This window comes from Ewingella sp. AOP8-B2-18, from assembly GCF_052376015.1.
In the GTDB taxonomy this organism is placed as follows: domain Bacteria; phylum Pseudomonadota; class Gammaproteobacteria; order Enterobacterales; family Enterobacteriaceae; genus Ewingella; species Ewingella allii.
Genome location: NZ_JBQSVB010000035.1, coordinates 1 through 4,047, shown reverse-complemented (window position 1 = coordinate 4,047; position 4,047 = coordinate 1). Strand labels below are relative to the sequence as shown.

Genomic DNA, 4,047 nt, shown 5'->3' with positions numbered 1-4,047 from the left:
CTGCAAGGAGCGGTGCTGGCGGGCCAGCTTTCTTTTATCGTGAGCACGGAAAACAGGGTGCTGGATGTCATCCTAGCAGGGGCTCGAATCTGGACTCTGACGTTCGCGTTGCTGGCTTTCTATTCATTTATTGATGTCGCCGGCGATTTATTAAAAACCAATAGCCAGCTGAGGGGGCTACCTTATCGCGGCATTGAACAGAGTCTCAAACTGGTCGGGGCCCTGATCTATTGCCTTTTTCTGCTGTCCATGATGCTGGATAAATCGCCACTTATTCTGCTCAGTGGTATAAGCGCAATTGCAGCGGTGCTGCTGCTTGTGTTTAAAGATCCGCTGCTTGGTCTGGTTGCCGGTATACAGCTTTCCGCGAATGATATGCTCCAGCCGGGAGACTGGATTGAAATGGAGCAGTTGGGAGCCAACGGCGTCGTACAAGATATCGGTCTGACCACAGTGAAGGTGCTTAATTTTGATAACAGTATCACCACCCTTCCAACCTACACCCTGGTTTCTGGCTCGTTTAAAAACTGGCGATATATGATTGAACACAGTGCCAGACGGCTCCAGAGAAATATCAATATCGACATCAAGACCGTCCATATTATTACGCCTGACGAAAAACAGGCCATCATCAAAAACGTCACGTTAGCGCTTTTCACCAACGTGAAGACTCCGCTTGAGACGAATATTGAGCTGTTCCAGGAATACGCCAAAGCGTATTTGCGTCAACATGGATCCATCTGCACCGAGATGACCTTAATGGTCAGGCAGCTGCAGCCGACGGCTTATGGATTGCCCGTCGAAATTTATGCTTTTACACGTCTTACAGAATGGACGGCCTATGAAACGCTGCAGACGGAGATAATCTCTCACCTGATTAGTGTTATTTCATTGTTTAATCTGAAGGTCCATGATGTTTCATAACTTCGTATAATGTCTTTGGTGCCTTCTGCTACGCTTAAATATGGGTCTCACTGGGTGTTACCCATTTTCTACATCAGGAGGCGAATAATGCCAACATTATGTGATATTTGTCAGGTAAGACCGGCTACCAGCCAAGTTACGCTCGTCCAGAATGGTCAACGAAAAACGATTGCTATTTGTGATTATGATCACCGTCAGTTGATGCGGCACCAGAATATTCTGAACCCTTTTGATTCCTTACTGGGGCGTGGGGGACTTTCCGGTTTCTTCAACGGCTTCGGTAATAATATCCGCGATGGGAGTGAAGACGATATCTTCGGTGCGGTGCCACGGGAGTCGATTGATACGACGGAAACCTTCAGTAAGCAGTCTCTGGAGCTGCTACAAAAGGCAGCCGAAAAGGCTCACCAGCTCAATCGTACGGAGCTGGACACCGAACATCTTCTGTACGTTCTGGCAGATGCCGACGTGTGTGCAGCGTTGTTTAAAGATCTCAAAATCTCCCCAGAGGATATTAAAAGTTACATCGATCAGAATGCTTACAGCGGCGCGACGGAAACCGGGGGGGGGCCAGGCGACCTCTCCATTTCACCCCGTTTGAAAAAAGCCTTCATGTACGCTTTCCAGGCCTCCCGTGAGCTGGGGCACTCTTATGTAGGACCTGAGCACTTACTTATCGGGTTGAGTGAAGTCCCGGATAGCGTCGCCGGTGCGTTGTTGAAGAAATATGGTATTACCCCGGAGGCTATTCGCCAGAAAGTGGTGAAAATCGTGGGTAAAGGAGCAGAGGATGGGCGGGTTGACACGCCGACCGGTACGCCTAACCTGGATAAAGTGGGACGCGATCTGACCGAAATGGCACGGGCAGGTAAGCTGGATCCCGTGCTTGGGCGCGCTCAGGAGATTGAAAATACTATAGAAGTGCTGGCCCGCCGCAAGAAAAATAACCCGGTTCTGATTGGTGAACCTGGCGTTGGTAAAACGGCCATCGTTGAAGGGCTGGCGCAGCGGATTGTCAAAGGTGATGTGCCTGAGGTTCTACGTGATAAACGCCTCGTAGAAATAAACATGAACTCCCTGGTGGCGGGCGCAAAATATCGTGGTGAATTTGAAGAACGTGCCAAACAGTTGATTGATGAGGTTACTGCTAAGAAAGGGGAACTGATCCTCTTTATTGATGAGCTGCATACGATTGTTGGTGCCGGGCAGGGAGGCGGCGAAGGCGGTCTTGATATTGCGAATGTCCTCAAACCGGCACTGGCGCGAGGTGAACTCAGTCTGATCGGCGCCACTACGTTAAACGAATACCAAAAACATATTGAAAAAGACGCCGCCCTTGAGCGCCGTTTTCAGCCTGTACTGGTCGAAGAACCCACTGTGGATCAAACGATTGTTATCCTCCGCGGGCTACGAGACACGCTGGAAGCGCACCACCAGGTTACCTTCCAGAACGAAGCATTTGTCGCAGCCGCGGAGCTCTCTGACAGGTATATCACCTCCCGTTTCCTACCGGATAAAGCCATCGATCTTATCGACCAAGCGGCGGCGCGAGTGCGCATTGGTGCCAGTTCACGGCCTGCGCCAATTCAGGAACTGGAGGCTGAAATTGCGCATCTGAAGCGTGAAAGAGATTACGCCACGTCGCGTAAACTGTTTGATGAGGTTAAACGTTTTGAAGGCGAAATTTCAGAAAAACAGGGATCATTGGATAAACAGACGGAAGCCTGGAAGAACAAAACCGGCTCCGAGACACTTGAAGTGACGGTTGCCGCAGTGGCGGAGGTTGTTTCGCGTCTCACCGGGATCCCAGTTTCGGATCTGACGCAGGAAGAGCGCAAAAAACTTCTTAACATGGAAGAAACGCTGCGTCAGCGCGTGGTTGGGCAGGATGAAGCGGTCACTGCTGTTAGTGACGCGGTCAGGCTATCGCGGGCCGGGCTGGGGCAGGCGCATCGTCCTATCGCTACCTTCCTTTTCCTGGGGCCGACGGGTGTCGGGAAAACCGAGCTGGCGAAAGCGATTGCCGAAGCCGTGTTTGGTGACGAGCAGTCCATTATTCGTATCGATATGTCAGAATATATGGAGAAACATACGGTCGCCCGCCTGATCGGTGCGCCTCCAGGCTACGTTGGCTACGATGAAGGAGGTCAACTGACGGAGAAAGTGCGTCGTCGCCCGTACAGCGTGATACTACTGGACGAAATCGAGAAGGCACACCCTGATGTCTATAACGTTCTGCTACAAGTCTTCGATGACGGTCGGCTGACCGACGGCAAAGGTCGGTTAATTGATTTCAGCAATACCACTATCATCGCGACCAGCAACCTCGGTTCTGCTGTCATCATGGCTAACTCCGGATTACCTTCCGATGAGCAGAAATCGCCTAAGGAACTCCATGAAGAACTAATGCAGTTGCTAAAAGGTCACTTCCGTCCTGAATTCCTGAACCGTATTGATGAAGTGATTGTGTTCAATGCGTTGTCGCAGGAGAACATTCGTCTGATTGTTCAAATCCAGCTCGATCGTTTGAAGCGTACGGCATCTGCACAGGACATCACAGTCAAGCTTGATGATTCTCTTGTTGAACATCTGGTTGACGTTGGATATCAACCAGATTTTGGTGCGAGAGAACTGAAACGTAAAATCCGTCAGGAAGTGGAAACCAAGCTAGCAAAAGAGATCCTCAGTGACAATCTCAAATCGGGTGATACGGTAACCATAAGCTATAACACCGGTACCGACAGCGTCATGTTAAGCAAGGAGACAATTACACAGGAAAAAGGGAATGACAACGATCAAAAAAAACTGGAGAATAAAGCAAGCTGATTACCTGTAAATGATAATAGGTCCGATTTTATGGGCCTATTATATAATAATGGTCATTTAAGGACCCATTTTAATGATTGTGCGCCCCCCGCAACACTGGTTTGTTCGCCTCTTTGCATGGCATGGTTCTGTCCTCTCTAGAATAATTTTTCGGCTTTGCCTCAATATAGCGATGTCGGTTATCGCTATTGTGCTGTTTCAGTGGTATGAACAACTAGGAGTTCATCTGACCGTTGCTCCCTTTAGCCTGTTGGGGGTCGCCATCGCTATTTTTTTAGGCTTCCGCAATAATGCCAC

The 4,047-nt window shown here is 49.7% G+C and carries 2 protein-coding genes and 1 pseudogene; all 3 read left to right on the top strand.

Annotation, left to right across the window (positions count from 1 at the left end):
• The coding region (locus tag ACT3RR_RS22835; protein ID WP_496201159.1) for a mechanosensitive ion channel family protein at nt 1–924 on the top strand (924 nt) is incomplete at its 5' end.
• 87 nt (nt 925–1,011) lie between these two features.
• Nucleotides 1,012–3,750, top strand: a complete 2,739-nt coding sequence (locus ACT3RR_RS22830) for an AAA family ATPase (protein ID WP_496201158.1) — start codon at nt 1,012–1,014, stop codon at nt 3,748–3,750.
• Nucleotides 3,751–3,823: 73 nt separating this feature from the next.
• Nucleotides 3,824–4,047 (top strand): annotated as a pseudogene (locus tag ACT3RR_RS22825) (bestrophin family protein); the annotation flags it as partial.